Origin of the sequence: Xanthomonas sp. SHU 166 (assembly GCF_000364685.1) — a bacterium.
GTDB classification, from domain to species: domain Bacteria; phylum Pseudomonadota; class Gammaproteobacteria; order Xanthomonadales; family Xanthomonadaceae; genus Xanthomonas_A; species Xanthomonas_A sontii.
In genome coordinates this window covers 1-532 of sequence record NZ_AQOJ01000519.1, presented here as the reverse complement: position 1 = coordinate 532, position 532 = coordinate 1, and the positions used below count along the sequence as shown (strand labels likewise).

Here is a 532-nt window from a genome sequence, read left to right as displayed (position 1 = left end):
GCAAAAGCCGCTGTTGTGGATCGGCTCGGCCGGCATGGCGGTGTCGCTGGCGCTGGTCACCATCGCCTTCGCCAGCGCCTCGCTGGATGCGGCCGGCAAGCTGGCGCTGTCGCCGGGCATGGGCCGGTTGGCGTTGATCGCCGCCAACGTCTACGTGGTCTTCTTCAACATGTCCTGGGGCCCGGTGATGTGGGTGATGCTGGGCGAGATGTTCCCCAACCAGATCCGCGGCTCCGGCCTGGCGGTGGCCGGCGCGGCGCAGTGGATGTCCAACTTCGCCATCACCGTGACCTTCCCGGTCCTGCTCGGCAGCATCGGCCTGGCCGGCGCCTACGGCATCTACACCGTGGCCGCGTTCCTGTCGGTGTTCTTCGTGCTGCGCTACGTGTACGAGACCAAGGGCAAGGAACTGGAGCAGATGCAGGGCTGAGGCCGATACGCACGCGCACGCGGCGCGCGTGCCATCTCTGGATCGGTGTGTCTGTAGCCGAGCGGCTGAAGGTATTGCCGGATCGGTGGTGGCGCTGCGCGT

1 protein-coding gene is annotated in these 532 nt (G+C 67.3%); it reads left to right on the top strand.

Going from position 1 to position 532, the window contains the following annotated elements; translation table 11 throughout:
• The coding region (locus tag D180_RS13180) for an MFS transporter (protein ID WP_157835462.1) at positions 1 to 430 on the top strand (430 nt) is incomplete at its 5' end.
• Positions 431 to 532 lie beyond the last annotated feature (102 nt).